The organism is Corynebacterium matruchotii, from assembly GCF_011612265.2.
GTDB classification, from domain to species: Bacteria; Actinomycetota; Actinomycetes; order Mycobacteriales; family Mycobacteriaceae; genus Corynebacterium; species Corynebacterium matruchotii.
This window is the reverse complement of the sequence record NZ_CP050134.2, coordinates 251,223-277,343: the sequence shown is the minus strand read 5'-3', so window position 1 is coordinate 277,343 and position 26,121 is coordinate 251,223. Positions and strand designations below refer to the sequence as shown.

The 26,121-nt window shown below is 58.8% G+C and carries 24 protein-coding genes; 11 read left to right on the top strand and 13 right to left on the bottom strand.

The features are described from left to right. The first annotated feature begins 64 nt into the window (after window positions 1-64). Complete coding sequence (locus HBA49_RS01170) at window positions 65-1,309, top strand: glycosyltransferase 87 family protein (protein ID WP_081455677.1); 1,245 nt, start codon at window positions 65-67, stop codon at window positions 1,307-1,309. Here the strand turns inward: HBA49_RS01170 and HBA49_RS01165 are convergent. Genes HBA49_RS01165 through HBA49_RS01155 form a run of 3 tightly spaced genes read right to left on the bottom strand, consistent with a single transcriptional unit; the run spans window position 1,206 to window position 3,235 of the window. Beyond that, a complete protein-coding gene (locus HBA49_RS01165; protein ID WP_005524822.1) occupies window positions 1,206-2,318 on the bottom strand; it encodes a glutamate--cysteine ligase in 1,113 nt (370 codons plus the stop codon). The two genes, HBA49_RS01170 and HBA49_RS01165, sit on opposite strands and share 104 nt — an antisense overlap. A gap of 13 nt (window positions 2,319-2,331) precedes the next feature. After that, window positions 2,332-2,976: a LytR C-terminal domain-containing protein gene (locus HBA49_RS01160; RefSeq protein WP_005525245.1), complete on the bottom strand. Its 645-nt coding sequence runs from the start codon at window positions 2,974-2,976 to the stop codon at window positions 2,332-2,334. Beyond that, on the bottom strand, window positions 2,969-3,235 hold the full coding sequence (locus HBA49_RS01155; RefSeq protein ID WP_370443787.1) for a DUF3263 domain-containing protein: 267 nt from the start codon (window positions 3,233-3,235) through the stop codon (window positions 2,969-2,971). Before HBA49_RS01155 ends, HBA49_RS01160 begins: the two co-directional genes overlap by 8 nt. Here HBA49_RS01155 and HBA49_RS01150 point away from each other — a divergent pair. From HBA49_RS01150 to HBA49_RS01130, 5 genes are all read left to right on the top strand, one after another. Beyond that, complete coding sequence (locus HBA49_RS01150; protein WP_034995931.1) at window positions 3,234-3,821, top strand: peptide deformylase; 588 nt, start codon at window positions 3,234-3,236, stop codon at window positions 3,819-3,821. The two genes, HBA49_RS01155 and HBA49_RS01150, sit on opposite strands and share 2 nt — an antisense overlap. Beyond that, complete coding sequence (locus HBA49_RS01145; protein ID WP_005524800.1) at window positions 3,814-4,791, top strand: N-acetylglutamate synthase, CG3035 family; 978 nt, start codon at window positions 3,814-3,816, stop codon at window positions 4,789-4,791. The genes HBA49_RS01150 and HBA49_RS01145 overlap by 8 nt, the downstream gene beginning before the upstream one ends. A 13-nt stretch (window positions 4,792-4,804) precedes the next feature. Continuing rightward, window positions 4,805-5,701 (top strand): exodeoxyribonuclease III, encoded by an 897-nt coding sequence (locus HBA49_RS01140; protein ID WP_005525443.1) that lies wholly within the window; start codon window positions 4,805-4,807, stop codon window positions 5,699-5,701. After that, complete coding sequence (gene cls, locus HBA49_RS01135; RefSeq protein ID WP_005522070.1) at window positions 5,698-7,176, top strand: cardiolipin synthase; 1,479 nt, start codon at window positions 5,698-5,700, stop codon at window positions 7,174-7,176. The genes HBA49_RS01140 and cls overlap by 4 nt, the downstream gene beginning before the upstream one ends. A gap of 268 nt (window positions 7,177-7,444) precedes the next feature. Further along, window positions 7,445-8,218 carry an MTB12 C-terminal domain-containing protein gene (locus tag HBA49_RS01130; protein ID WP_005524896.1) on the top strand — a complete coding sequence of 258 codons (774 nt, stop codon included), beginning with the start codon at window positions 7,445-7,447 and terminating at the stop codon, window positions 8,216-8,218. Here the strand turns inward: HBA49_RS01130 and HBA49_RS01125 are convergent. The 4 genes from HBA49_RS01125 to HBA49_RS01110 are packed head-to-tail and all read right to left on the bottom strand — an operon-like array spanning window position 8,215 to window position 11,589. Continuing rightward, complete coding sequence (locus HBA49_RS01125) at window positions 8,215-9,384, bottom strand: multidrug effflux MFS transporter (protein ID WP_005525181.1); 1,170 nt, start codon at window positions 9,382-9,384, stop codon at window positions 8,215-8,217. The two genes, HBA49_RS01130 and HBA49_RS01125, sit on opposite strands and share 4 nt — an antisense overlap. A gap of 36 nt (window positions 9,385-9,420) precedes the next feature. Beyond that, on the bottom strand, window positions 9,421-10,194 hold the full coding sequence (locus HBA49_RS01120; RefSeq protein WP_005522894.1) for a multidrug ABC transporter permease: 774 nt from the start codon (window positions 10,192-10,194) through the stop codon (window positions 9,421-9,423). Between the two features lie 4 nt (window positions 10,195-10,198). Beyond that, window positions 10,199-11,122 carry an ABC transporter ATP-binding protein gene (locus HBA49_RS01115; protein ID WP_005525484.1) on the bottom strand — a complete coding sequence of 308 codons (924 nt, stop codon included), beginning with the start codon at window positions 11,120-11,122 and terminating at the stop codon, window positions 10,199-10,201. Next, window positions 11,119-11,589, bottom strand: a complete 471-nt coding sequence (locus tag HBA49_RS01110) for an NUDIX domain-containing protein (RefSeq protein ID WP_040431794.1) — start codon at window positions 11,587-11,589, stop codon at window positions 11,119-11,121. Before HBA49_RS01110 ends, HBA49_RS01115 begins: the two co-directional genes overlap by 4 nt. Window positions 11,590-11,692: 103 nt before the next feature. Between HBA49_RS01110 and HBA49_RS01105 the strand changes: the two genes are divergently transcribed. Genes HBA49_RS01105 through HBA49_RS01095 form a run of 3 tightly spaced genes read left to right on the top strand, consistent with a single transcriptional unit; the run spans window position 11,693 to window position 16,319 of the window. After that, window positions 11,693-13,036: a hypothetical protein gene (locus HBA49_RS01105; protein ID WP_005525445.1), complete on the top strand. Its 1,344-nt coding sequence runs from the start codon at window positions 11,693-11,695 to the stop codon at window positions 13,034-13,036. Beyond that, window positions 13,036-14,037, top strand: coding sequence for a transporter substrate-binding domain-containing protein (locus tag HBA49_RS01100; RefSeq protein ID WP_005524942.1), 1,002 nt, complete (start codon window positions 13,036-13,038; stop codon window positions 14,035-14,037). The genes HBA49_RS01105 and HBA49_RS01100 overlap by 1 nt, the downstream gene beginning before the upstream one ends. Further along, the gene (locus tag HBA49_RS01095; RefSeq protein WP_005525093.1) at window positions 14,034-16,319 is read left to right on the top strand and encodes a serine/threonine protein kinase; all 2,286 of its coding nucleotides are present in this window, start codon (window positions 14,034-14,036) and stop codon (window positions 16,317-16,319) included. The genes HBA49_RS01100 and HBA49_RS01095 overlap by 4 nt, the downstream gene beginning before the upstream one ends. A 50-nt stretch (window positions 16,320-16,369) precedes the next feature. On the opposite strand, the gene HBA49_RS01090 is transcribed toward HBA49_RS01095, so the two are convergent. The 3 genes from HBA49_RS01090 to pta all read right to left on the bottom strand — a co-directional run bounded on the left by HBA49_RS01090 (window position 16,370) and on the right by pta (window position 20,405). Beyond that, the gene (locus HBA49_RS01090; RefSeq protein ID WP_005522879.1) at window positions 16,370-17,587 is read right to left on the bottom strand and encodes an HNH endonuclease signature motif containing protein; all 1,218 of its coding nucleotides are present in this window, start codon (window positions 17,585-17,587) and stop codon (window positions 16,370-16,372) included. Between the two features lie 221 nt (window positions 17,588-17,808). Continuing rightward, window positions 17,809-19,002 (bottom strand): acetate kinase, encoded by a 1,194-nt coding sequence (locus tag HBA49_RS01085; protein ID WP_005522878.1) that lies wholly within the window; start codon window positions 19,000-19,002, stop codon window positions 17,809-17,811. Window positions 19,003-19,004: 2 nt separating this feature from the next. After that, on the bottom strand, window positions 19,005-20,405 hold the full coding sequence (pta, locus tag HBA49_RS01080; RefSeq protein WP_005525347.1) for a phosphate acetyltransferase: 1,401 nt from the start codon (window positions 20,403-20,405) through the stop codon (window positions 19,005-19,007). A gap of 208 nt (window positions 20,406-20,613) precedes the next feature. On the opposite strand from pta, the gene HBA49_RS01075 reads away from it, so the two are divergent. After that, a complete protein-coding gene (locus HBA49_RS01075) occupies window positions 20,614-21,984 on the top strand; it encodes an FAD-dependent oxidoreductase (RefSeq protein ID WP_005525184.1) in 1,371 nt (456 codons plus the stop codon). Here HBA49_RS01075 and purT read toward each other — a convergent pair. From purT to HBA49_RS01060, 3 genes are all read right to left on the bottom strand, one after another. Next, window positions 21,981-23,207: a formate-dependent phosphoribosylglycinamide formyltransferase gene (gene purT / locus HBA49_RS01070; protein WP_005522864.1), complete on the bottom strand. Its 1,227-nt coding sequence runs from the start codon at window positions 23,205-23,207 to the stop codon at window positions 21,981-21,983. The two genes, HBA49_RS01075 and purT, sit on opposite strands and share 4 nt — an antisense overlap. Before the next feature lie 42 nt (window positions 23,208-23,249). Further along, window positions 23,250-23,603 carry a hypothetical protein gene (locus HBA49_RS01065; RefSeq protein WP_005522863.1) on the bottom strand — a complete coding sequence of 118 codons (354 nt, stop codon included), beginning with the start codon at window positions 23,601-23,603 and terminating at the stop codon, window positions 23,250-23,252. Between the two features lie 201 nt (window positions 23,604-23,804). Further along, on the bottom strand, window positions 23,805-25,091 hold the full coding sequence (locus tag HBA49_RS01060; RefSeq protein ID WP_005524843.1) for an adenylosuccinate synthase: 1,287 nt from the start codon (window positions 25,089-25,091) through the stop codon (window positions 23,805-23,807). Between the two features lie 152 nt (window positions 25,092-25,243). Between HBA49_RS01060 and HBA49_RS01055 the strand changes: the two genes are divergently transcribed. Beyond that, window positions 25,244-26,116, top strand: a complete 873-nt coding sequence (locus HBA49_RS01055; protein WP_005525389.1) for a hypothetical protein — start codon at window positions 25,244-25,246, stop codon at window positions 26,114-26,116. Window positions 26,117-26,121: the final 5 nt, after the last annotated feature.

The window sequence follows — 26,121 nt, the reverse complement described above, 5'->3', positions numbered from 1 at the left end:
TAGTTTCACCAATAACCGTCGTGCCTCCCACCGCACGGCGGTTATTTTTTAATAACCTTGTTTTATGAGAAAGATGCTAGGCACCCTCGTCCCTTTGTCGATTTTTGCTACCTGGGTCATGGTTGTCGAGCTCTACACAGTGCCGAAACTCCTGACCGTCTTCCTGATAGACCCGGTGGATTTCCACATTTATCGCCTGGCCGGGGAAGCACTCAATCATGGTCGCAGCCTCTACAGCGGCGATTTCCTCCCAGGTCTACCCTTCACCTACCCACCGTTCGCCGGCACATTATTTCGGGTATTACCGCTCATAGGCCCCCTAGAGGGCACCATCATGTGGCAAGGACTCAACGCCCTGGGGCTCCTTATAGTCCTATGGCTCATCTATAAGGAATTCCTTCCAGCACTGTTTTTGACCATAGGATCACTCGGCTTCGATGCCATCCACGGCAGCTTCTTCTATGGGCAAATCAACCTCGTCCTCATGTTCCTCGTAGCCCTCGACTTCCTGCCGAAAAACCGAAACCGGTGGGCCGGAGTTGGGGTGGGGCTGGCCGCCGGGCTAAAGCTCACACCAGCGTTTTTCATTATCATCTTCATCATCGAACGCCGCTGGCGGGCCGTGGCCACCACCATTGGCACCTTCCTACTCACCGTGTTTATCGGCTGGTTATTCGTGCCGGACGCCACCCGCTTCTGGACCTGGGCCATTAAAGACTCCTCCCGGGTCGGGATCCACGCCAACCCCGGCGCCCAATCGCTCCGCTCCGTCATGGAACGAGTCCTCCACATTCCACAATGGTGGTTAGTGGCCGTGATTATAGTGTTTGCACTGGTCATCCTGGCCATCTGGTTGGCGGTACGACGCAACGATATGGGGTGGGCCATGGTGTTGGGCGGTATCGGGGCCTGCCTCGTGTCCCCGTTCTCCTGGTTCCACCACTGGGTGTGGATCATCCCCCTGTTCGCGCTACTCACCCGAAATCTCGGCCGAAGCAACCTGCAGCAATTTGCCACCACCATCGCATCATTCGCACTATTGGCACCGCACATGACGTATTTTGTGAGCCCCCACACCGCAACCAGCCTGGATCCGAATAATATTTGGTACCTAGGAACCGGCCTGATGATTATCGTCGGCTACTGTGTGTACGGTATCTTTGGCCAATACGGCCGACGCCGCACGGAAACGCGTCGACAAGCACTCAGCGATACATCTCCGCAATTGTCGCATCCACAGCCGGATACCACGAACCATGCTGCTGAAACAGCTCCCGCTGACGTTGGTAACCGGCACCTGTGTCGATAATCTCCAACACCAATTGGAGCTCATCGTAGCAACCAAGTTCGCGGGCCAACGGCGACAACTCCGCCACCAAATCCCGCAACTCGTCCGTCACCAACCGCTCCTCGGTCGCCCGCGACGTAATCACCAACGCATCCAACCCATAACGAGCCGCCCGCCACTTATTCTCCGCCACATGCCAATCCTGCAAACTCGGCAGCTCCTCCCCCCGATCCAGCATGCGGTCATAGTGCACCACCAAACAATGCGTCAACGCCACCGCCGCCGCTAACTCCCGCAGATTCGAAGTGGAGTCACAAATCCGCACCTCAACAGTCCCCCACTTTCCCGCCGGGCGAATATCAAAATGCATGCTGCCAGTATGATTAATCACCCCGGAACGATCCTGGTCACGCATATAGTCCTCCCACTCCGACCAAGACTGAAACTGGTACGGCAACCCGGCGGTCGGCAACTGCTGATACAACATCGTCCGATTCGACGCATAACCAGTATCAATCCCCTCCCAACCCGGGGAGCTGGCCGTCAACGCCAATAAATGCGGAAACTTCGTCAATAACGCATTGATGATGGGCCACACCCGCTCCTTATCGGAAATACCCACATGGGTGTGAATCCCCCAAATCAGCATTTGATTGCCCCAATAGCGGGTGCGCTCAATAATCTCCGAATAATGGCCCTTATCGCTGGTAGGCTGCGTGCGGAAGTCACAAAACGGGTGCGAACCCGAACCCCACAGTTTCAGCCCCAACGAATCCGCCGCTGCCTTCACCGCATCCAACGCAACCCGCAGCGACGCTACCGCCTCCGGCACCGTGTGGCACACCGGCGTCACCAACTCCACCGTATTAGCGAGAAACTCCCGCTCCAAATGAATCTCGGGATGCTCGGCCTGCACCAAAGCCACCACATCGGCGGCACGGGAAACCAGGTCGCGGGTGACAGGATCAATCAAGGCCACCTCCCATTCCACCCCAAGGGTCGGCTGTGCGGAGGCGTGAAACTCTTGCATAAAAACCTTATCTTTAATTAAAACTCGTGGCTAGAACCACAACAAGGGAACCCGGTCCAGCTGTCTCCGCCGGTAAATCCGCCGGACGCTGCTGCGCAACCCCACCGACCTTCTCGGCAAGCTCGCGGGCTTGTTGCTCATTATCAGTGTAATAAACCGTGTTCTGTGGCACTACCGAGCGTGAATAATTCCCCACCTGCCCGACCCGATAGCCCTGACGGGTCAACTGCTCCTTCGCCTTCGCCGCCAGCCCCTGGATGGTGGAATTATTCAAAACATGCACGGTCACCGCCGATTTATCGCCGGCGCTTGTCGACGCCCCCGCAGCGCCAGCAGTCCCGGCAGTCGCACCACTCGGGGCGCCAGGGGCGACGGCACCCGAAGCCGCAGCACCAGCCGGGGCCGAGGCCGGCGCCGGAGCGCCCGAACTCGGGGCCGGTACACCGGGAGCGCTAGTAACAGGACCAGCCGGGGCAGCCGGCTGAGCAGGCGCAACACTGGCTGCAGCGCTATCGGTACTGGCGGCATTATGCACCTTGGCGGACTTCCCACCAGTCATGGAATAAATTCCCCACATCGCCAAAAGCAAAGCGACGGATATCAAAATCATGGCTACTCCCCGCAAGGGCAGTTCACGCTGGGGTTGTATATCAGGCATAGTCGGTTTCCTTACTTAAGCCGGTTGTGCGCTCAGTGGCGCGCTGGTCGCGGATGCGCCGTAGCCGCGCAGTGAGCTGGGGATATTGTGCCATAACCTCGGGTAGATCAATGGCTATATTAAGGCGCTGATAATAGCGTACCGGGCTCAACCCCAACTGAGTGCGAATGGCGTCCTCCTTTGCCCCAATACTTTTTGGAGCGGTTTCTTCAAAGGCAAGCAGATCTATCGGCTCAAGCATGTTTACACTGTATGACATGACTGTACGTCCCATCGTTATTTACGGTACTCCCGTCTTACATCAACCAACTGCGATTGTGACAGAACCGATCGACACTCTCCGCGAACTCATCGACGATATGTTCGAGACCATGGAGAAAGCCCACGGTGTGGGCTTGGCAGCCAACCAAATCGGGGTGGGAAAACGCATTTTCGTCTATAACTGCCCCGACGATGAGGGCGTCATCCACCGCGGCTGCTTCATCAACCCGGTCCTCGAAACCTCGGACATACCCGAAGGCATGCCCGCCGTCGACGGCTCCGACGACGAAGGCTGCCTCTCCCTCCCCGGCCTCAGCTTCCCCACCGGCCGCGCCACCTGGGCAAAAGTCACCGGGCTCAACGAAAACGGGGAAGAAGTATCGGAGGAAGGCACCGGTTTTCTGGCCCGCTGCTTCCAACACGAGGTCGGTCACCTCGACGGATTCGTCTACGCCGATGTGCTCCAAGGCCGGTGGAAACGCGCTGGGAAAAAGGCCATCAAACGCGAAGGCTGGACCCCCGATGCCGGCCTCACCTGGATGCCAGGTGTTGACCCCGACCCGTTTGGACACGACGATGTCTAGGATTTTCCGCAGCGACGAGGTGCAACCAGGCGACCGGGTGGTGCTGCGCCGCATCGCCCCCGAGATGGAGGATAAATTCTCTGACATCATCGGCCATATTGTGAGTGTCACCCCCACCGAAACCGTTATCCGACCCCAAGACATTGGGGGCATGCCCTCGTTCAAGAATGGCATTGTGGTGCCGGCGGCGGACATTAAGATCGTGAAAAAGCTCAGCCCCCGCACGATCCGCAACTCTGATATCCGCAAATTGGAGGTGGCGTATTCGAAAGCATTTCCGGGTATCGAACACCGGCAGGTGGGCCAGTGGCTGTTGCGTGCCGGGGATGGCATTACCGAACGGTCGAATTCGGCGGCGCCGTTGGGGCCATCAGCCCTGTTCGATCCGGTGCCGGTGGCGGAGATTCACGAGTTTTATTCCCGCCATGGGTTGCCGCCGCTGGTGTTGATCCCGGAGCGCATTGGCCGGGTCGTCGAAAAGCTGGTCGAACGGCTGGGCCCGGAGATTATTGTGATGGCGCGGAAGTTGGGCGACGAGGTGAGCGTCGAAAAGCATGCCGAGTTCCGCATCGACACCCAACCCGATGACGATTGGCTGCGGCTCTACCATTTTCGGGGCAAGCCGCTCCCCCGCCGGGCGCTGGAATTATTGCGTACCCAAATTGATGGGGAGATGGGGTTTGGGCGATTGCTTATCGACGGGCGGACCGTGGCGATTACACGCGGGACCATCACCGACGGCTACCTGGGCTATTCAGCGGTGGAGGTGGCGCCGGAGTATCGGCGGCAAGGGCTGGGCACGCAGTTGGGAAACCACATGCTGAATTGGGGGCTCGCGCACGAGGCGCACACCGCATATTTACAGGTTATTGCTTCGAATACGGCGGGAATTAATCTGTATACCAAACTTGGATTTCTGGAACATCACCGACATCGTTATGGCCTGCTGAAAAACCCGGAGACTTCTTAGTAATGTAGCAAGCATGCGCATTGCTAACTGGAACGTAAACTCCGTCCGCACCCGCGTGGATCGAATAGTGGCGGCCCTCGCCCGCCTTGATATTGATGTGCTATTGGTGCAAGAAACCAAGTGTAAGGACAAACAGTTTCCATTCGATGCGTTCCCCGGCTACGAGATTGCGCACCATGGCCTCAACCAGTGGAATGGGGTAGCCATCCTCTCCCGAGTGGGGCTTGCCGACATCCAAACGTCCTTTCCCCACCAGCCGGGTTTTGCTAAAGACCCCAAGAAGCCGCAAAACCTGGAGGCCCGGGCCATTTCCGCGGACTGCGGTGGGGTGCGAGTCTGGTCCCTCTACGTTCCGAACGGACGTGCGATAGCGGATCGGCATTACGACTATAAGCTCCGGTGGCTTGATGCCCTGGCCCGGCATGTGGAAGACCAGGCGGGCGACCCGGAGCAGCCAAGCAGCCAACCGCTGGTGTTGGGAGGCGATTTCAATATTGCTCCCACCGACGCCAATGTGTGGGACATCACCGCTTTCATTGACCACACCCATGTCACCGAGGCGGAACGGCAGGCGTTTGCCGGGCTCATCGAAGCCGGCCTGACGGTCACCTCCCCCACCAGCGGTTACAGCTATTGGGATTATAAGGCTGGCCGGTTCCCCAAGAACGAGGGCATGCTCATCGACTTCCAATTGGCCCGCGGGCTGCACGCAACCGGCAGTTTCATTGATGTGGCGGAGCGTTCCGGGACAGGCGCCTCGGATCACGCGCCGGTGGTGGTGGATTACGACTACGACGCACCCATCGTCACGGGCGCCGCGGCCGGTGCTGGCGCGGCGGCACGCACAACTGCGAACCCAGCCGCGGATTCCCACGATGCTCCGACGGAAACCGGTGGTGATATCGCATGAACATCAATATCGAACTAGGTCAATGGCAAACAATTGGTCTCATCATTGATTACAGCATCAAGCTGGTGGCCATTGGGTTTGTGCCGGAAAACCGGCGGCCATCATCGTCGAATGCGTGGCTCTTGGTGATTCTAGCCCTGCCATACCTGGGATTGCCCCTGTTTTTATCTATGGGTTCTCCCTATATTAATCAGCGGCGGCACCGGGTGCAGGAGGCAGCGACGCAGCAAATCATTAACGTGCACAAGAATGTGCCGGACTACCCGGAGGGGGTGGTGAACCTCAACCCAGAGTTGGCTTCCGTTATTAAGCTCAACCGCACCCTCACCGCCATGCCGGCGGTCACGGGGACGAACCATGGCGTGCATTCCAACTATGAGGAAACCATTGCCGCAATGGCCCAGGCTGTGGACAAGGCCAAACACTATGTGCATGTGGAGATTTACATTGTGGCCTGGGATAACACGACCGATGTGTTTTTCCGGGCGCTGGCCCGGGCGGTGCAGCGGGGTGTGAAGGTGCGGCTGCTCCTGGACCATATTGGGTCCAGAAAATACCCGGGGTTTCATAAGTTGGGCCACCGGCTGGACGCCATTGGGGTGGAGTGGTATTTGATGCTGCCCCTGTTGCCGCTGCGGTGGCGATGGCGCCGCCCAGACCTGCGCAACCACCGGAAAATGCTGATTATTGATGGGGAGCGGGGGTTCCTGGGCTCCCTCAATATGATTGATTCTTCCTATCTCATGCCCAAGAATATCCGGGAGGGGCGGCATTGGGTTGATGTGATGGTGGAGCTGTCGGGCCCGGTCATTGCCAGCATGAATACGATCTTTGCGGTGGACTGGCTCATGGAGTCGGACGAGCTTTTAGAAATCGTAGACCAGGCGCATCCCGAGATCGACCACGATCAGGTCAATGTGGTGCAATTAGTGCCGTCGGGTCCGGGGTATTCGACGGAGCCGAACCTACGCATGTTTAATTCCATCATTCACCATGCCAAGGAACGGTTGGTGATGTGCTCACCGTATTTCATCCCCGACGAATCCATGCTGGAGGCAGTGACGTCGGCCTGCTACCGCGGGGTACGGGTGGAGCTTTTGGTGAGCGAACAGGCGGACCAGTTCGCGGTTGGCCACGCCCAATCCTCCTATTACCAGGCATTATTAGAGGCCGGGGTGCACATCTACCTGTATAAGGCGCCCTATGTTTTGCATTCGAAGTATGTGCTGGCGGACCCGGATTCGCCGGATGCGGTGGGGGCGGTCGGGTCGTCGAACATGGACATGCGCAGTTTTGGCCTGAATTATGAGGTCTCGCTCATGATAACCCGCGGCAATATTATTGCGCAGCTCGACGATTTGACCAATGAATACCTGCGCAATTCGACCGAGTTGACGCTGGATGAGTGGAATAACCGCAGCTATGCCCGACGCTATGTGGATAACATCATGCGGCTCACATCGGCGCTGCAATAAGCTTGTCGACGCCACCCTTTCGGGGGTAGCCGGCCGGGTGGTGATAGTTCTTCTGAATTAACCACAGGTCATCACCAAAAACGCTGATTTATCCTTACCTTCCTTTCCATAATGCCCCACTCACTTTGGTAGCAAAATATTATAGGGGTATTTTTAGCGTCTTGATAAGCAACCTTAGATGACATTATTCTGACCTCTTAAGGCTTTCACCTAATGACATGTCTGTTGTTGCGCGATTGTTCCCGCAACAGTACAAGGAATAGAACCTATGAGCGAGAACAATAATTCTAGACAACTCACCATCCTCACAATCGCGGCCGTAGTGATGTCGGTGGCCTCACTCATCACCGCCGTGGCGGCCCTCTACACCCTCAAATACGGCAATGAACGTGACGAGGCCCGAATAGCGCGGCTTGCGGCCGTGATGGAAGAAAATGCGGCAAAGAAAACCACCACCACAGCGGCCACCAGCACCCGAAAGACCGGTGCCTCCACCAGCGCGTCCGCCACCAGTTCGCGGGCCGCTACGTCGTCAAGCGCGTCGACAAGCCGCGCCCAAGCCAGCGCCCTCGCCTGCACCCCGGAGCCCACGGCCCGCGCCGGCCAAGCCCAGGGGACGGCAGCCCAAACCCAACCGCAACAAGCCACAGGTCAGGCCGCGGGGGCGGGGCAGGTCGCCGCGCAAACCCGGCAAACCACCGTCGCCACCGAGGAACAATTGCTCGACGCCATTGGCGCCGCCACCGACCCCGGCGCCAGCCAGGTAGACCGCGCCGAATGGGCGGCGGACGGCAAAACCGCCCGCACCACCCTCAGCGAGATAGTCCGCATGCGGAACACCACCGGGCAGCCCAGCCTCGACGTCACCGATATTGTGCAGACCGGCGATCACGCCACCGCCACCATCACCGTCGCATTCCCCGGCAACTGGGGTTCATGGACCTTCCCCAACTCCGGTTTCCAATACCTGGACGGCAAATGGAAGCTGCAAAAATCTGCGGTGTGCAGCCTGGCCCAGGCCTCCCTCACGAAATGCTATTAGTCGGCGCGGCGGGCTAGCACAAACATCATCACCGCCACCACGGCGGCCCCCACCATGCAGACCCCCATGCCCACGGCCTGGCTGCCGCCGACCATGCCCACGAGTGGGGACACCAGGCCAGCCAGGAGGAACTGCCCAAACCCCATCACCGATGAGGCCGACCCGGCGCGGGTTCGCACCGCCGCTACCGCCAGGGCGGTGGCGTTTCCCATGACGAGGGATAGCGGCATGACGGCGAAGAACAGGGCGAGGAAGAACGGGATTCGGGGCAGGCCAGTCAGGGCGCAAACCAGCACTATGGTGGCTGCCACCGTCATGATAATGAGGGCGATTTTCAGGATGGCGGCGGCGGGGAACCGGTCTAATAGGCGAGTGTTGAGGGCGCCGCCCACCATGAGCCCCAGCGCATTGGTGCCGAACACGAGTGCGAAAATTTGGGGGCTGAGCCCCATGATTTCCTGCATCACAAAGGAGGATGCGGATATGTAGGCAAACATGGATGCGAATCCGAAACCGACGACCAGCGCGTATCGGACAAACACGGGTTCCTTGATGACTGCGGTGAACGATCCGAAGCTTAATGGGGTGCGGTTGGCCGGCGGTCGGGTTTCCGGGATGACGAAGAGGGCCACGAGGAGCTGGGCTGCGGCGATGCCGGCGAGCACGTAGAAGATACCGCGCCAGCCCAAGGAGGACACCAGCAGGGAGCCCAGAACGGGTGCAGCGGCGGGGGCGATGCCGCTGATGATACCCATCCAGCTAAACGCTTTCGCGGCAGCGACACCGCTGGTGATGTCGGGGATAATTGAGCGGGCGAGGACCACGCAGGCGCCGGATCCGAGCCCCTGGAGAAAGCGGGCGGCGATGAGCACGCCAATGTTTGGGGCGATGGCGCACAGCAGGGATGTGATAAGGGCCAGGGCGGCGCCGCCGACGATGAAGCGTTTCCGGCCAAAGGTGTCAGAGAGCACGCCGATGATGAGCTGGCCGGTGGCCATGCCGATCATGAACCCGCTGAGGGTGAGCTGGGCGTTGGTGGTGGCCAGGTCGCGGCCGAGTTGCGGCAGCCCGGGCAAGTACATGTCGATAGAAAACGGCCCTGCGGCGGAGAGCAGGGCCAGGCCGGCCAGAAGGCCGCCAGTGAGTGTGATAGGTTTTTCAGACATAGCGGGCGTTATTGTACCCTGGGGTGTCGAAAAGCTCTAAGCGTCGCGTTGCCTCACGACGATCGCCCCGGCGATAAAGATGACTACCGCCCACACACCGAAATACGCAATAGAGCCGTTGTAATCCCATTGGATGTCATCAATGGAGGTTTTGGTGAGGAAGGCGTTGAAGTTATTAATGGGCCCGTATTTGACGATATATTTGCCCACTTTGGGCAGGAGTCCCAAAAGGTTTTCCAGGGCGAAGAACCACAGGCCCATGATGGATATCGCGCCGGCGGTTTGGCGCAGCAGCCACGACACGCCCTGGGTGAAGGTGACAAGCAGCACGGCGGCCACCGGGTAGCCCCACAGAACGTGGATGGCGCCTTCATCGGACCACACCGGCAGGGTGGAGGAAAGCTCACCGGACACTCGTTTGGTCATGTAGAGGCTGGCCAGGACGGTGACGAAGGTGAGGATGGCAATGAAGATGGAGTAGAGGAACCATTTGGCCATGACCACCTTGAGCCGGTTGGGGGTGGCCATGAAGCTTACGGACTGGTAGTTGTGGCGGTATTCGCTGGTGACCACCATGGTGGCCTGCACAATGGTCACGAAGAAGCTGAGAGCGGCCACGGCGGCCACGACGGAGGTTGCTTTAATAATGCGGATGTCCATGCCGGTCCAAAGTTTGACCATGGGGTCGGCCGGCACATCCAGGCCGTAGACCGCGGCGAACCCGACGCCGAAGAATAGGAAGAGGCCGGTGGTCCAGTAGATGGCCTTGGTGGACACGAGTTTGGTCCATTCGGAAAGAAAAGTATTCATGGGGTTAGTTTCCTTCCTTGGCTTGGTATTGGACGGCATGGCCGGTGATTTCCATGAATGCTTCCTCCAGGGAGGCGTGGCGTTCGCCCAAGAGTTGCAGTTCGATTTTGTTCACGAAGGCAATGTGGCCAATGTGGGCCGGGTCTTGTTCGGGGATGTGGAGGGTGGGCCGGTTTTCTTCGTCCACTTCCTTGGTGAATTCGATACCGGCCGCGGTGAGCACTTCGGCCATGCGATTGTTGTCGGTGGTGCGCACCAGAATGGTGGTGGCCGAGTGTTTTTTAATGAAGTCGTAGGTGGAGCTGTCGGCCACGAGTTTGCCGCGGCCAATAACAATGAGATGGTCGGCAGTTTGCGACATTTCACTCAGCAGGTGAGAGCTGACCAGCACGGTGCGGCCCTGGGCGGCCAGAGCGCGCAAGAGTTCCCGCACCCAGCGGATGCCCTCCGGGTCGAGGCCGTTGACGGGTTCGTCGAGGATGAGGATTTCCGGGTCACCGAGTAGTGCAGAGGCTAGGCCAAGGCGTTGTCCCATGCCGAGGGAGAACCCACCGGCCTTTTTCTTAGCGACCCCGGTAAGTCCCACCATGTCGAGGACTTCCATGACCCTAGATTTGCGTATGCCATTAGATTGGGCGATCCAGGTGAGGTGGTCGAAGGCGCTACGGTTGGGGTGGACGGCTTTCGCATCCAGCAGGGCCCCCACTTTGTGGAGGGGTTTTTTAATACTGGTGTAGTGGACCCCGTCGATAAGCGCGGTGCCCGATGTGGGGGTGTCCAGCCCGAGGATCATGCGCATGGTGGTCGATTTACCGGCGCCGTTGGGCCCAAGGAATCCTGTAACAATGCCTGATTGTACGGTGAAGGATAGGTCGTCAACGGCGCGGACATGCCCATATTGTTTGGATAAGCCTTGCACTTGAATCATATCAGCAATTCTTGCACACATTTATGCAGTTCGGGCCATGCAGCAGCAAATCCGGGTAAAAGATCATAGGTGTCTACTTCGTTTATGGGTACCCACCGGTGTTCGTGTGCTTCCGCATTCCCCTCCCCTATTAAAGGATTTTTTATGAAGCCGATCACGGTCGTGTAGCACCAAGCCCCAGCCACCGCCGTGGTTTTCTGCTTGTCGACGCGCACCCCTGCCGGCGGGATACCCGCCTCCTCCCAGGCCTCGCGCAGGGCCGCCTGGGTCGGGGTTTCGTGGCTGTCCCGTGCGCCGCCGGGCAGCGCCCACGTGTCCCCCTGCGCCACCCACGTCGCCCGGTGTTGTAGCAGAATCACGATCTCCCCCACATTATTCACGGAATACAGCAGTAATCCAGCGGCACCATACCGTCCCCACCTGGGGCCAATGGGGGTTTCGACCCAACCGTCACCGTCGCCGCGCACAACACCACCTCGCACCCGTAAGCCATTCGGTTTTGCATATCCTCTATCCTTTAAACAAATACCAATTCAAACTGTTGAGGCCCAAGTAGTGAGCACTGACCGAATGACTCCACCACACCCTGTCACCCAGGACCAGTGGTTAGACCAGGTGACTCGGCGGCGCACGATTGCACGTCGTCTGTGGTACGGGTATGTGCGCTATCCCCGCCGGTGGGCGAAACAGTTTATCCGGTTTTTACTCACCACGCCCGGCAAAATGACCACCATGGTGGTGCTGCTCAGCGTGATTATCACTTCGGCGGGCTGGTCCATGTCGACCATGGCGGCAGAGCGGCGCGCCAGTTTTGACACACTCATTAATAACACGGAGCCAGTGAACTATGTGGCGCAAAGCCTGTACGCGAACCTGTCGGCGGCGGATACGGCCGCCTCATCCAGTTTCGTGCTGGTGGGGGATGCTTCCTCCCAATCCAGGTCGGATTATGCGCGGTCCTACCAGCGGGCGGGGAAGGCGATCGCCCAGGCGGCCACAGGCTTTAATACGGGGGACCCGGAGCTCGCCCTATTAGAGAACTTGTCCCAGAAACTGCCGGTGTACACGGGGCTGGTGGAGACGGCGTGGGCGAATAATCAGCAGGGGAATCCGATGGGGGTGGCCTACATGTCGGAGGCGTCAACGCTGATGCGGGAAGATCTGTTGCCAGCGGCCTCCCAGTTGAATGTTTTGACTGGACAGAACGTCGACAAGCAACAAAAAGCGCTGACGGAACCATTGTGGGTGCCGCTGACTGGGCTGGTTGTGGCGCTCATAGCGTTGCTTGTGGGACAGATTTGGTTGGCCGGCATCACGAACCGGCGCCTTAATAGGGGGATGTTGTGCGCGTCGGTGCTCATGGTGGTGGCCACGTTGTGGGGTGGGACGGCGAACGCAATCACGTGGCGCACCGGATCCTTGGGCTACGAGCGGGCCGCGGCGCCGTTGAACGCCCTCACGGACGCGCGGGTGATGGCGCAGCAGGCCCGCACGCAGGAAATGCTGGCCTTGGTGTGGCGGCAATCATTAGAGGATTCCACGAACACGTTCGAGGCCGCCGCCCACAGTGTGGAAAAAACCTTGGCTGGGTTTTCTGGGCCCACCGCCGATGCCGCCCGAATCGCGTTGGGCCGGTGGGTGGATGCGCATAACCACATTATTGCCGCCCTCGACGCCGGCGATTACGAGCGCGCCCAACGCCTGGCCCTGCAAACCAATGAGGAAAGTTCCTACCCCAAGCTTGATAGCACGCTCGCCACGCTTATCGACGCCACCCGCGGCACGATGCGTTCCTACATCAACCAGGGCATTGCCGCCTCCACCTTTGTCTCCACCATGGTCCTCATGCTGTCCCTCCTCTCAGTATTTTGCCTCTGGTTGGGCATCCGACCCCGATTGCAGGAATACCTCTAATGACCAACCGCATCCTCCTCACCTGCCTACTGCTCATCGTCAGTCTCACCGCCGGCTGTGCCCGCACCCCCGAAACCAGTACCGCCACCGCCCCCACCAGCGACTCCCTCCCTTTCGTGCCCCTCCCCCAGGGGGCCACCATTGAGCGGGCCGGCGCCGAACCCCCCAATAAGATCATCACCACCAACCTATTAGGGAGTTTAGCCCCCGATAATCGGTCGCCGGGAGAGCGGGTACCGGAGATCATCAGCCGGGGCCGCCTCATTGTTGGCATCGACCAGTCCCAAAACCTCTTATCCTTCCGCAATACCATCACCGGGGAACTCCAAGGATTCGAAGTGGACATTGCGAAAGAAATCGCCGCCGATATTTTTGGCGATCCCACCAAAATCGAATTCCGCTATGTGGACTCCGCCAATTGGATCGACAGCCTCGAATCCCACCAAATCGACATGGCCATCCGCACGCTCTCCATCACCCGTGACCGCCAAGACCAAGTATTTTTCTCAACCCCCTACCTCAAAGGCTCCACAAAAATCCTGGTCCACAAATCCTCCGCTATTAAAGGAATTTCCGAAATCGGCGGCCGCCCGGTGTGCGTCACTAGCCAATCCACCGGCATCCACTACGCCCGCAATTTAGCGCCCACCAGCGACCTCGTCGTCGTTCGCTCGTCGGCAGACTGCCTCATTGTCATGCAGCAAAACCAGGCCAGTGCGGTCATCACTGACGACGTTATCCTGTCCGGCATGTCCGCTCAAGACCCCTTCACCACCATCGAGGGCGGTTCGCTCAGCAACGAAAACTACGGCATTGCCACCGCCAAACCCGGCTACCGACACCACACCGACGGCCTCATTAGGCAAATCAACGCCACCCTGGAACGCATTTACGGTGATGGCACCTGGCAAAAATATTATAATCACTGGTTTAGCGCCTACCTTCCCGACCAAACCCCACCGGCCACCCACTACCGCAAAGAAACCCCACAACGCCCATGACCGACACCGACCACACCCAACCACACAGCACAGCCGACCACACCCAACCGCAAACCGCAGCGGTCCCCTTCAACCCCTTCGACGACGATGACGATACCTTTAATACGGCGGCCGCACCCTTCAATCCCTTTGACGACGATGACGACGATCCCCTCCCCGACCCATCTGCCAGGTCCCGCACCGAAGCATTAAACACGTTTCGTTCCCGACGCAGCACCACCCGGGAGGGCAGGTCAGTTGCGAATGGCATGGTTCGGCTCCCCTTCGTCCCTATTAAAGAAACCCGCCTCATGGATCCGGCCACCACAAACCTGGAACCTCCCCTATTAAAGGAAGGCGATATTGTTGCTAACCAATATAAGATTTTAGGGGTGGTTGCCCATGGTGGCATGGGCTGGATTTATCTTGCGCAGGATCAGAATGTGTCCGGCCGGGTTGTGGTTCTCAAAGGTTTAATAGGGTCGGGGAATCCGCATGATATTGGGGCGGCCATTGCGGAGCGCGAGTTTTTAGCCGACATCACCCATCCGGTGATTGTGAAGGCCTACAATTTTATTGATGACCCCCGGGTGGCGGCCGGTTTTATTGTCATGGAGTATGTGCCGGGTCCGTCGTTGCGTAAGCGTCGTCAAGAGCAACCTGGCGGGGTGTTCGCCATCGACATCGCCATCGGATATATTTTGGAAACCTTGCCGGCGCTGGAGTATTTGCATGCGCGCGGCGTAGTGTACAACGATTTCAAACCGGACAACATTATCGTGACAGAAGACCAAGTCAAGCTGATCGACTTGGGTGCGGTCACCGGCATTGGGGCGTTTGGTTATATTTTCGGCACGAAGGGGTTTCAGGCCCCGGAGGTGGCTACTGAGGGCCCCAGTGTGGCCAGTGATATTTACACCGTCGGCCGCACCCTGGCCGCCATGACCATTAATATGCCGAAGAAGGATGGGGCATACGCGCCGGGGTTGCCTGGCCCGGACGAGGAGCCGCTGTTTGCACAGTATTTGTCGTACTACCGCCTATTAAGGCGGGCCACGGACCCAGATCCGAAGCAGCGGTTTTCCACGGTGCAGGAGTTGACAACCCAGTTGTATGGGGTGTTACGGGAATATCTTGCGGTGCATGATGGTCGGCAGTTTCCGGCGCAGCATTCATTGTTTTCGCCGCAGCGTTCCACATTTGGCACGAAGCATATTGTGTTCAAAACGGATCAGCTTATTGATGGTATTGAGCGGAGTGTGCGTATTACCCCGCCGGAGGTGGTGGCTGCCCTGCATGTGCCCCTATTAGACCGTAGTGATCCGGGCGCGGCAATGATTGCGGGCTCTAGTTACACTGAGCCGTCGGAGGCGTTGGAGACGATGCGGGAGGCCATGGCGCGGGAGAAGTTTGCGCAGAGCAAGGAGATCCCCTTGGGCATTATTCGCTCCCTATTAGATCTTGGGTTTACCACGGAGAGCAAGGATTGGTTGAAAAAGCTAGAGTCGTCGCTGGGCGATGATTGGCGGTATCAATGGTATTCGGGGATCACCAGTTTGCTTCTCGACGATTTCCTCCCGGCCCAGGATGCCTTTAATAAGGTGTTTAATATTTTGCCGGGGGAGGCGGCCCCAAAATTGGCCCGGGCGGCGGTGTGCGAGTTGATTTTGCAGTCGAAGGGCATGGACAATAAACCATTATTGCAGCCAGCCACGGCTATTGAGGTGGCCTCATTAAAGGGTGAGATTGTGAATGAACTGGCTGGGCTGTGGACTCATTTGACGCAGGACCCGGCGGTGTTGCGGTATAAGGCGATTTATCTTTATTCGCTGGTGTGGGCGACGAATCCGGCGACGGTGAGTTCGGGGTTTGGCCTGGCGCGGCAGTTAATGGCGGAGCGGCAGGTGGATGTGGCGGTGCAGGCGTTGGATAAGGTACCGGCTTCGTCAATGCATCGGCGGATGGCGGAGTTGACGAGCGTGTTGTACCTGGTGTCGGATGTGCCTAATGAGCAGCGGATTCGTCGGGCTGCCCGCCGGTTGGAGGAGATTCCCACGAATGAGCCGCGGTTTTTGCAGGTACAGATCGCGGTCCTTAATGCGGCGTTGCATTGGTTGCGGTTGGAGGGGCTTGAGGCTTCGGCGAGCCGGAATGATTTGTTTGATTATCCGTTTACCCAGTTAGGGCTGCGGCGGGGGTTGGAGCGGGCATTGCGGCTACAGGCGCGAAGCGCTCCAACGGCGGCTCACCGGTATCAGTTGGTGGATACGAGCAATAAGATTCGGCCTCGGACATGGTTTTAGGGCCGGTAACCCTGTTGGCCACGGCCTATTAAAGGAATGGTTTTGGCTGCTTATTCTCGGGGTGGCCTGGGTGGCATCCATCCGGGCCGGTGGAGTTCGGTGAGTGCTTCTTTGCACATGCGGGCGCAGTAGGCGCTGAGGCCGCGTTCGTTGCTGCGGGCTCGGTTGCGACGGATCCGTCCGTCAGGCATTTCATACCAGGTGAGCCCGGTTTTGGGGTCATTAAAGACGCGCCCGTGCCGGATTTCGTCGGGTTTATCATCGTTGAGGAGGTTGTGGACGCGGCAGAGAGGGCACAGGTTTTCCGGGGTGGTGGGCCCGCCGGAAGCGAAGGATTGGATGTGGTGGATTTCGCAGCGCACGGCCGGCACCCGGCAGTCGGGGTGTTGGCAGACGAGGTGCGACAGGATGCTGATGAACCGGTCGTCGGCGTCGGCGAGTCGTTTAATGGGGAGGACGTCGTGGGGCCGCATAACACCGTTGGCGTCATTATAGACGGTGACTGCGAACCCGTATTTAGCTATTCGACGATCAACCAAGTCTTTAATAGGGATGACAACACCATTGGTGTCGACAACGGTTCCATCAATGTGGGCGGTGTGCTCCCAGTCGGGAATAATGATGCAGGGGCGTTGCCGAAGGTCTCGGGGATTGTTGGGGTCTTCCCAGTCTTCGACGTGTTCGAGTTTGGTGAGGTCATAACCGTGGAGCACCCGCCGTATTAAAGCTTTTGCGTGGCCTTCGGCTTCATCGACTGCGGCACCTTGCTGCACGAGGGTTCGGGCTTCGGGGGTGAGTGAGGTGCGTAGCTGTTCGGCTTGTTCCGCGGGCATTTTCATGAGCATGTGGCTCATGCCGTCAGGGTCGGCGGTGGCGGCGTAGCGTAGGTGCCATTTGCGCGCACGATTGTACCCTTTGTTTAATGCTGCTAGCTTGTCGACGATGTGTTCTTTGAGTTCGTCAACACTAAGTTCGTGGGCAGCTTCTATGAGGTCGTTTCGGAATTGTTCCCGATTAATGTCGGGGTTGGCGATTTTCTTTCCGCTGGTGGCAATGATGCGGAATTTTTCGAAGCTGAGTCCAACCCCCTGACCAAGTTCTTCTGGGGTGAAGGCTTTGGACACGGAGATCATGAGGCTGGCGGTGGCACTGGACACGTCGAGTCGGGTGGCCAGCTCGATTTTGTTGATGCCGATTTCTTTAATAGTGAGCAGGAGCTCGCTAGCGCGGGGCGCTAGTCGGGCGTAGGCATCAATGAGGCTGCTCATGCCATTAAAGGTACACCCCGCCACCAGGGAACTTAGGTGATTTTCAGGGTTTTGTTGGCCTTATCCCAGTTTGGGATTTTTAGGTAAATTTTTGGTCAAGATTTCCGAATTTCTTGACCAAAAACCTTGTTCCGCCCAGTCCTATTATTCTTATGAGGGTTTGGCCGACGGGGGCACCCACCTGATTTTTTCTCATGCTGCCCCCGTCGTAAAGCTGCCGATTAGGCGAATGCTTTGGCGTAGCGGGCGATGGCGAGCTCCTCATTGGTGGGCACCACCCATACCTTAATCACCGAGTCGTGGGCGGAGATCAGCCGCGGCCCAGTGTTAGGCAGGGCGTTGCGTTCGGGGTCGATCTTGATGCCATACATTTCCAGGTTGGCCAGGGCGTCAGCGCGCACAAAGCTGTCGTTTTCGCCCACGCCGGCCGTGAAGGTGATGGCGTCGACCCGACCCAGGGAGATCATGTAGGACCCGATGTAGCGGCGCAGCTGGTGGATGTAGATGTTGTACGCCAGCCAGGCGTCTTCGTTTTCTTCCTCGATCATGCGGCGGAGTTCACGGAAGTCGTTGACCCCAGCGATGCCTTTCACCCCGGATTTTTTGTTTAATAGTTCGTCGATGTCGTCGATGGGCATGCCCGCGGTGCGGTGCAGGTGGAAGACAATGCCCGGATCAACGTCGCCGGACCGGGTGCCCATGACCAGCCCGGCGAGGGGGGTCATGCCCATGGAGGTGTCGATGGGCTGCTCGCCTTTAATAGCGGCGCAGGATGCCCCGTTGCCGAGGTGGAGGGTGATTTGGTTGATGGCCGCTTTGGGCAGCTCCATGAGTTCGGCAACCTTGTTGGACACGTATTCGTGGCTGGTGCCGTGGAAGCCGTATCGACGCACACCCGTTTCGGCCGCCAGCTCTTTGTCCACGGCGTAGAGCGCCGCGGCCGGCGGCATGCCGTGGAAGAAGCCGGTATCAAACACCGCCACGTGTGGCACATCGGGCAAGAGTTTGCGCGCAACCTCGATGCCATCAATGTTAGCCGGGTTATGTAGTGGGGCCAATGGGATGAGACTGCGGGCCAGGTCGACGATCTGGTCGGTGATGAGTTCCGGTTTACTGAACACCAGGCCACCGTGCACAAGACGATGCCCCACGGCCACGAGCTCCACATCGGTCGGGCCGCATTCGTGTTCGGCCATGAGTTTGAACGCCAGGTCCAGACCAACCGTGTGGTCGGGAATGGGGGCTTCTACCACATGCTTTTCGCCCGCATGTTTAAGCGTCACCCGCCCCATTGGTTCGCCAATTTGTTCGACCAGTCCGGAGGCGAAGGGCTCATCCGTGGCGTGTTGGTCCGGGTCCACCAGCTGGAATTTAATGGACGATGATCCAGAGTTAAGCACCAATACCAGCGACATTCTTATTCCTCCCCTGCTTCCTTGCTGCTGGCAGCCTGGATGGCGGTGATCGCCACCGTATTCACAATGTCCGCCACGGTTGCACCCCGCGACAGGTCGTTGACCGGCTTGTTCAAACCTTGAAGAATGGGGCCCACCGCCAGGGCGTGTCCGGTCCGCTGCGCGGTCTTATACCCAATATTACCAGCCTCTAGGTCGGGGAAGATAAACACATTGGCCTGCCCAGCCACCCGCGATTCGGGGAGTTTCTTCGCCGCCACCACCGGGTCGACGGCCGCATCGAATTGCAACGGCCCATCCACCAGCAATTCCGGGGCCTTGGCCTGCGCCATGCGGGTGGCAGCCATAGCCCGGTCCACGTCTGGCCCACTGCCGGAGGTGCCCGTCGAATAGCTGAGAATAGCCACCCGGGGGTCAATGCCGAATTGGGATGCGGTTTCCGCGGACACCACCGCAATTTCCGCGAGCTGCTCCGCGGTGGGATTGGGGTTGACCGCGCAATCGCCGAAGGCCCAGAGCCGGCCGCGCATGACCATGAGGAAGACGGAGGACACCACGGACACGCCCGGCTTGGTCTTAATGATCTGGAAGGAGGGTTTAATGGTGTGCGCCGTGGTGTGCGATGCGCCAGACACCATGCCGTCCGCCAGCCCATTGTGGATCATCATGGTGGCGTAATAGGAGATGTCCGTCATGGTTTCCCGCGCCTGCTCCAGGCTCACCCCCTTAGTTTTGCGCAGCTCATAGAATTGTTGTGCGAATTCTTCTCGGTGGGGATCATCATCCGCCCACGGGTTCACCAGAGTGGCGCCATCCAGCGTAACCCCCAGTTCCGCGGCCCGGGCGGCCACTTCCTCAGGCACACCAAGAATCGTGAGGTCACATGCGTCTTCCGCTAAGAGGATGCCGGCCGCGGTGAGGATCCGATCGTCGTCACCCTCGGGGAGCACAATGTGGGCGCGATGCTTTTTCGCCATACCCAACAACCAGTTTTCGAACACGTCTGCGGTCATCACGATTTCGGCCGGGGTTTCTTGCGCCGCCGTCACCGCCGCGGTGAGCGGCTGGTCGCCCATGATGATTGCCGCGATCGATGCCCCCAGGTCGCGGGCCTCAACGCGCGCCAATGCGGTCGACAACGATTCCGACGGGGTTTGTAGCACCAGTGGCACACCCAACGCCGCAGCGGCCCGCGCATCAAAGTTAAGGTTGCCGGTACCGGTGTAAAGAACGGGACCAGCCGGCGCATGTTTCAGCACGTCCGCAATGGTCGGTTCATCGTGCCCTGCTGGCACGAGCGGCGTGATGTCAAGGCCTAACGCGGCGGCGAATTCCGCCACTTCTGCCTGGTCAAGGCGACGGCGGATCGCGGTCAATAACACCGAATGCGTTGTTTGGGTCACAAGCTAGTCCCTTCTGAAATTGTGATGAAAAATGAGCTCCGCTAAAAACTGTGAGACACCCCATAAGTGTACAGGTTTCGGGCTTGCTTTTCGACGCTACTAGCGACGGAAAAAGCGCCAAATGACATTTGATTCATCATCTATTCGTCAACCAGCTAAAGTTAAGTGCCGACACGTATCATCCACCTCGTTTCCCGTAAGGATCTCGATGAATTCTTCCCGCCCCCTCCGGGTAGCCGTTATTGGTTCTGGCCCTGCTGGTATTTATGCCTCTGATTTACTCATGAAGTCCGGCCGCACCGTGGAAATCGACCTGTTTGAGCAGATGCCCGCACCGTTTGGCCTCATCCGCTACGGCGTCGCCCCCGACCATCCCCGCATTAAAGGAATCGTGAATTCCCTCCATGCCGTCATGGAGAAACCCAACGTGAGGTTCCTCGGCAATATCGAGATCGGCACCACCATCACCGTCGAAAAGCTGCACGAATACTACGACGCTATCGTCTTCGCCACCGGTGCTGTTGCTGACCGCGACCTCGACATCCCCGGCGAAAACCTCAACGGATCCTACGGCGCAGCAGACTTCGTAGGCTTCTACGACGGCAACCCCCGATTCCACCGCACCTGGAACCTCACCGCCACCCATGTTGCCATCATCGGCGTCGGCAACGTCGCCCTCGACATCTCCCGCATCCTCGCCAAAACCGCCAACGAACTCCACACCACCGAAATCCCCGACAACGTCTACCAAACCCTCAAAACCAACCAAGCCACCCACATCCACATCTTCGGACGACGCGGACCAGCACAAGCCAAATTCACCCCACTCGAACTCAAAGAACTCGACCACTCACGCACCATTGAAGTCATCGTCAACCCGGAAGACATCGACTACGACGAAGCCAGCATCAACGCCCGCCGTGCCTCAAAATCCCAAGACCTGGTGTGCCAAACCCTGGAACAATACGCCATGCGCGACCCCAAGGGCGCACCCCACAAACTCACCATCCACTTCTTAGAAAGCCCGGTCGAAATCCTGGGCGAAGACGGCAACGTTGTTGGGCTCCGCACCGAACGCATGGAGTTAGATGGCACCGGCAATGTCACCGGCACCGGCAAATTCACCGAGTGGCCAGTCCAGGCGGTATACCGGGCCGTGGGCTACCGGTCGGATCCAGTCCCAGAGGTCCCATTCGACCAAGCCAAGGCCGTTATACCCAATGACGGCGGCCACGTTCTCGACGACTCCGGCAACCCCATCCCGGGCCTATATGCCACCGGGTGGATCAAGCGCGGCCCGGTCGGGCTCATCGGCAACACCAAATCCGACGCCAAGGAAACGATCGAAATGCTCCTGGCCGACTATGATGCCGGCAACCTGCCGGAACCGCTACACCCCGACCCATCGGATATCATCACCTACCTCACCGACCACGATGTGGACTACACCACGTGGGCGGGGTGGCATCGCCTGGATAATGCGGAGCGGGAGTTGGGCGCCCCCGAGGGCCGGGAGCGGAAGAAGATTGTGGAGTGGGAGGACATGGTGGTCCACGCCCGCCACCAAAGCCACGACTAGGAGGGGACGGATCGGTCTACAGGCCGGCCGGACACGTGCACATAGCTGGCCGCTTCGGTGGCCCGCTTCCGGGCGGTGACCACGTCTTCCGCCGTCGAGATCGCCACCCCCATACGTCGCATGGCGAACGATTCGGGCTTGCCGAAGAGCCGCACGTCGGTTTCCGGCACCGCAAGCGCCGACGCCAACCCGCTGTAGTGGGGGCCGGTCGCGTCGGTGCCACCATGGATGACCGCCGAGGCGCCGGGGGAAATGCAAGTCACGTCGATGGGAAGCCCGAGGATTGCCCGCGCATGGAGGGCGAATTCGTCGACCCGTTGGGTGCTTAATGTCACCATGCCGGTGTCGTGGGGGTGGGGGGATACTTCGGAGAAATACACTTCGTCCCCGGAGATAAAGAGTTCCACGCCGAATACGCCGCGGCCGCCGAGGGCATTGGTGATGCGGGCGGCGATGGACCTAGCCGAGTCGAGGGCAGCGGGTGAGAGCGGCATGGGCTGCCAGGATTCCACATAGCCGCTGGCGTCTTGGCGGTGGCCGATGGGTTCGCAGAACCAGGTGGCGAGTTCGCCGGTGGTGGGATCAATGGAGCGCACCACCAGAAGGGTGATTTCGAAGTCGAAGTCGATAAAGCGTTCGACGATTACTCGTTCGGGTCGACCCCCGGTTTGGGCGGTTTCCCAGGCCAGTAGCACGTCGTCTTCGCTGCGGACTACGGTTTGTCCTCTACCAGAGGTGCTCATAATGGGTTTGACTATGCAGGGGAAACCCGCGTGGCGGATAGCGGCCCGGAAATCGTCAAAATCGTCGGCAAACCAGTAGGCAGCGACGGGCAATCCCAGTTCCACGGCCGCTAGTTTTCGAATGCGTTGGCGATTCATTGTGAGTCGGGTGGCTCGGGCGGTGGGGACGACGGTGCGCCCGGAATCTTCTAATTCCACCAGGGTAGCGGTGGCGATTTCTTCGATTTCGGGCACGATGAAATGTGGGTCAATATAGTCCACAAGCTCCGCAACGGCTTTTCCGTCGGTCAGGTCAACTTTATAGGCGAAGTGGGCGACTTGGTGGGCGGGGGCGTTTTCGTATCGGTCGACTGCATGCACTTCGACGCCAAGTCGTTGAAAGGCTATTGCCACCTCTTTCCCCAGCTCCCCCGACCCTAATAGCATGACGCGCAGGGCCCCCTGGGTGAGTGGTGTCCCAATCGTTTGCGGAGTATACATACATGCTATTCTAGCTTTTGCTTGGCGATGTTTTCCTGGTTCTTACCAAATTGCCTCCTCCATATCGTCGGCTGATTCCGTATCCTCATTCGAATAGAGTGGCCGCGAGTATACCAATACCACGCAGGGCAGCACCGCGGATAACAGTATGAGCGGCGGAACTGTCTTGGGAATGACCCCGGTCATGATTGCTATGAATACGACGACGGATCCGACGAGGACCGCGACTCGCATGATGGGATAGCGATCGCCGAAGAGGGTCATCACCCCCACAATGAGGATGCCGGCGGCGGCCAGGTCGGCGCCGCGCACCCCCATGAGCCATAGCACGGCGACGGCCACCACCGATAGGGTTCCCACGATGACCGGGTCTAAGGAAAGCTTTTCTAAAACCACAATCCCACACTCTTACAGTCAGCTGAATATTTGATTGCAATTTTAAGCTTTCCGCGTGGGTTTTTCCTAGCTATTACCCCATTCGCCCCCGGAATCACCCCAGGTTATTCAGCAGAATTGCTGCTTAATGTAGGATAAGTGCGACCAGATCCCGGTCGAGTGCTCCGGCCAGAAGCCCTGCTCCGCCGGCGCGCGAATCGGTTAGGCCATGACGTCGTGAAGCACGATTGTTTGGTCCCGCCCCGGCCCAACCCCGATGTAGGAGATTCGGCACCCGGAGAGTTCTTCGAGGCGCCGCACGTAGTCTTGGGCTTTTTCCGGCAGGTCCGCGAAGCTGCGGCACCCGGTGATGTCTTCGTCCCAGGCGGGCATGGTTTCGTAGATGGGCACGGCGTGGTGGAATTCCGATTGGGTGAGCGGCATCTCGTCGTGCCGCACCCCGTCCACGTCATAGGCCACGCAGATGGGGATTTCCCCAATGCCGGTGAGCACGTCCAGTTTGGTGAGGAAGAGGTCGGTGAACCCATTGACCCGGGATGCGTAGCGGGCGATGACCGAGTCGTACCAGCCGCAGCGGCGTTTCCGCCCGGTGTTCACCCCGATTTCCCCGCCGGTGGCCTGCAAGAATTCGCCCCATTTGTCGAAGAGTTCGGTGGGGAATGGGCCGGCCCCCACCCGGGTGGTGTAGGCCTTCATGATCCCGAGGGAGCTGGTGATGCGGGTGGGGCCCACCCCGGAGCCGACGCAGGCGCCGCCGGCGGTCGGGTTAGAGGAGGTCACAAAGGGGTAGGTGCCGTGGTCCACGTCGAGCATGGTGGCTTGGCCGCCCTCCATGAGCACGTGTTTCCCAGCGTCCAGGGCCTGATTGAGTACGAGTTCCGCGTCGATGACCATGGGGCGCAGTCGGTCGGCGTAGCTGAGGAAGTATTGGACGGTTTCTTCCACGTCAATGGCCTGCCGGTTATAGAGTTTCACCAGGATTTGGTTTTTCACGTCCAGGGCGGATTCGATTTTTTGCCGCAGAATGGATTCGTCGAAAATGTCTTGGACGCGAATGCCCACGCGGGATACTTTGTCCGCGTAGGCGGGCCCGATGCCGCGGCCAGTGGTGCCGATGGCGCGTTTGCCGAGGAATCGCTCTTGCACCCGGTCGAGTACCTGATGGTAGGGGGCAACCAGGTGGGCATTGGCGGAGATCCGCAGCCGGGAGGCGTCGGCGCCGCGGCTGGTGAGCCCATCAATTTCGGCAAACAAGGCTTCGAGATTAATGACCACACCGTTGCCGAGAATGGGGGTGGCGTTTTCGGAGAGCACGCCGGCGGGAAGCAGTTTGAGCTCGTATTTTTCGCCGCCGACAACTACCGTGTGCCCGGCGTTATTGCCACCGTTGGGTTTGACCACATAGTCGACTAAGCCGCCGAGGATGTCGGTGGCTTTCCCTTTACCCTCGTCGCCCCATTGGGCACCGACAATGACAATTGCTGCCATGAAAGTAACACGTCCTTAACTTATATCCAGTGAAGACGTTGCATCATTCTACCTTGCTTGGCCCGTTCTACACCTGCTTTTCGACGGGCAAACTGGAAAATGCAGTAGCCTGCATAAGTAGTAGCAGAGTTTTTCATGAGAGATGTTGATAGATGTCCGATGACAGAGATAAGCCTAAAAACATTTACGACGATATTTATAGCCGCTACGGTCGATATGGCGACGATGGTCGGATTCCCCCAGTTCAGCCGGTGGAATCCACGCCCCCGACCGCCGAGTTCGGCCAGATTGATGAGTCGGTGATTCACGCCCACTATCAGCAATCGCAACAGTCACAGCCGCCGCCCGACCCCACCATCCCGGTTGAGCCGGTAGCGCCCCCCACACCCCCGCCTTCGCCGAAGAAGAAACGCCGCGGCCGGGGTGCGCTCATTGCGGTGATTATTTTTCTGATTCTCACCATTGTGGCCTTGGCCGCCGTCGTGGTGGTGTTATTGATGCAGCACCGCACCCAGGCAGCCGCCCCACCAACGCCGGTGGCGGTGCCAACAACGTCGACAAGCGTTGCGACGTCGACAAGCACGAGCGCAACATCGGCAACAACCACCTCTTCGACTTCGACGTCGGCAAGCAGCACCACCCCCACAACTACCTCGGTATCGGCGGAGGAGGAAGCGTACCGCAAACTTGTGTCGGATGCGGGGCTAAAAGCGACCGGGTTTAATTCGCTGGGCTGTTTAGCCAACGACAAGTGGAAGTTTGCGTCGATTTCGACCGGTGGAAAGCATGTTCTCATTTGCGAGTCCGCGGAGTCCGGCAAGCTGTATTACACGCACGACTATATGCCGGAAATTTACCGCAAAGAGGTGACCTCCAGCGACACCGATACCGGCACGTTTCAGATTGTTAATGACGATGCCACGATTGATATCACGAAGACGGGACTGGTAGTGAAGTCAAAGAAGGGTAAAGTCTCACTGGAAAGTACGTTTGAACAATCTTTCACCCGGAATCCTTACCCTTAACCGGG

What these genes read in the sequence shown, in the direction of transcription:
- HBA49_RS01170 (WP_081455677.1), top strand. Translation starts at nt 65, where the DNA reads ATGAGAAAGATGCTAGGCACCCTCGTCCCTTTGTCGATTTTTGCTACC.
- HBA49_RS01165 (WP_005524822.1), bottom strand. Translation starts at nt 2,318, where the DNA reads ATGCAAGAGTTTCACGCCTCCGCACAGCCGACCCTTGGGGTGGAATGG.
- HBA49_RS01160 (WP_005525245.1), bottom strand. Translation starts at nt 2,976, where the DNA reads ATGCCTGATATACAACCCCAGCGTGAACTGCCCTTGCGGGGAGTAGCC.
- HBA49_RS01150 (WP_034995931.1), top strand. Translation starts at nt 3,234, where the DNA reads ATGACTGTACGTCCCATCGTTATTTACGGTACTCCCGTCTTACATCAA.
- HBA49_RS01155 (WP_370443787.1), bottom strand. Translation starts at nt 3,235, where the DNA reads ATGTCATACAGTGTAAACATGCTTGAGCCGATAGATCTGCTTGCCTTT.
- HBA49_RS01145 (WP_005524800.1), top strand. Translation starts at nt 3,814, where the DNA reads ATGTCTAGGATTTTCCGCAGCGACGAGGTGCAACCAGGCGACCGGGTG.
- HBA49_RS01140 (WP_005525443.1), top strand. Translation starts at nt 4,805, where the DNA reads ATGCGCATTGCTAACTGGAACGTAAACTCCGTCCGCACCCGCGTGGAT.
- cls (WP_005522070.1), top strand. Translation starts at nt 5,698, where the DNA reads ATGAACATCAATATCGAACTAGGTCAATGGCAAACAATTGGTCTCATC.
- HBA49_RS01130 (WP_005524896.1), top strand. Translation starts at nt 7,445, where the DNA reads ATGAGCGAGAACAATAATTCTAGACAACTCACCATCCTCACAATCGCG.
- HBA49_RS01125 (WP_005525181.1), bottom strand. Translation starts at nt 9,384, where the DNA reads ATGTCTGAAAAACCTATCACACTCACTGGCGGCCTTCTGGCCGGCCTG.
- HBA49_RS01120 (WP_005522894.1), bottom strand. Translation starts at nt 10,194, where the DNA reads ATGAATACTTTTCTTTCCGAATGGACCAAACTCGTGTCCACCAAGGCC.
- HBA49_RS01115 (WP_005525484.1), bottom strand. Translation starts at nt 11,122, where the DNA reads ATGATTCAAGTGCAAGGCTTATCCAAACAATATGGGCATGTCCGCGCC.
- HBA49_RS01105 (WP_005525445.1), top strand. Translation starts at nt 11,693, where the DNA reads ATGACTCCACCACACCCTGTCACCCAGGACCAGTGGTTAGACCAGGTG.
- HBA49_RS01100 (WP_005524942.1), top strand. Translation starts at nt 13,036, where the DNA reads ATGACCAACCGCATCCTCCTCACCTGCCTACTGCTCATCGTCAGTCTC.
- HBA49_RS01095 (WP_005525093.1), top strand. Translation starts at nt 14,034, where the DNA reads ATGACCGACACCGACCACACCCAACCACACAGCACAGCCGACCACACC.
- HBA49_RS01090 (WP_005522879.1), bottom strand. Translation starts at nt 17,587, where the DNA reads ATGAGCAGCCTCATTGATGCCTACGCCCGACTAGCGCCCCGCGCTAGC.
- HBA49_RS01085 (WP_005522878.1), bottom strand. Translation starts at nt 19,002, where the DNA reads ATGTCGCTGGTATTGGTGCTTAACTCTGGATCATCGTCCATTAAATTC.
- HBA49_RS01075 (WP_005525184.1), top strand. Translation starts at nt 20,614, where the DNA reads ATGAATTCTTCCCGCCCCCTCCGGGTAGCCGTTATTGGTTCTGGCCCT.
- purT (WP_005522864.1), bottom strand. Translation starts at nt 23,207, where the DNA reads ATGTATACTCCGCAAACGATTGGGACACCACTCACCCAGGGGGCCCTG.
- HBA49_RS01060 (WP_005524843.1), bottom strand. Translation starts at nt 25,091, where the DNA reads ATGGCAGCAATTGTCATTGTCGGTGCCCAATGGGGCGACGAGGGTAAA.
- HBA49_RS01055 (WP_005525389.1), top strand. Translation starts at nt 25,244, where the DNA reads ATGTCCGATGACAGAGATAAGCCTAAAAACATTTACGACGATATTTAT.